At 55.6% G+C, this 793-nt stretch carries 1 protein-coding gene; it reads left to right on the forward strand.

Annotation, left to right across the window (positions count from 1 at the left end):
- Window positions 1-512: IS630 family transposase (locus K6N12_RS33585; protein WP_222149175.1), on the forward strand; the 512-nt coding region annotated here is incomplete at its 5' end.
- Window positions 513-793: the final 281 nt, after the last annotated feature.

Genomic DNA, 793 nt, shown 5'->3' on the forward strand with positions numbered 1-793 from the left:
AGCTGATCTTCATCGACGAAACCGGCCTTTCGACCAAGATGGCACGGCTACGCGGACGTGCACTTCGAGGTGAGCGTTGCCGAGCTGGCGTGCCACATGGCCATTGGAAAACAACGACCTTTACCGGTGCGTTGCGCCTCAGCGGAATGACCGCCCCATTCGTCTACGATGGCGCGATGAACGGCAACGTCTTCCTTGCGTATGTCGAACAGGTGCTGGTGCCGCCCCTGGAGATCGGCGACGTCGTCATTATGGATAACCTGCCTGCACACAAGATAGCCGGTGTCCGCGATGCCATCGAACGTGCCGGCGCCAAGCTCATGTTCCTGCCGCCCTATAGTCCGGACTTCAATCCAATCGAGAACGCATTCTCGAAGCTGAAAGCCATGTTGCGAGGCCGAGCCGAGCGAAAGATCGATGCTCTATGGGATGCGGTCGGGGCCTTGATACCTCGCTTCACTGCGGCAGAATGCGCAAACTACCTTAAGGCCGCTGGATATGACCCAGATTGAGCAGGATTTGCTCTAGCGGTGCAAGTGATGCCATCACGACACCGTCTGTCGGCTTTGTCTGATCGGCGACATTAGGTTTGTTTGGCAGTTTCCTGTGGTGGTTCGGAGTAACTTTCTGAAACCCAACAAAAGGATCTTTCCTTTGGCTCGATCGGCCCACATGGCACGGGTTTTGAAGATTGCCATGCGAGGCGGCGCGAGCTGCCTGCCTTTTACTCAGCGATGGATGGAACGAAAGAAGGAAGGCGATATGTCAGATTTGCGTCAAATCGCATTTTACG

Source organism: Rhizobium redzepovicii (assembly GCF_019793435.1).
GTDB lineage: Bacteria > Pseudomonadota > Alphaproteobacteria > Rhizobiales > Rhizobiaceae > Rhizobium > Rhizobium redzepovicii.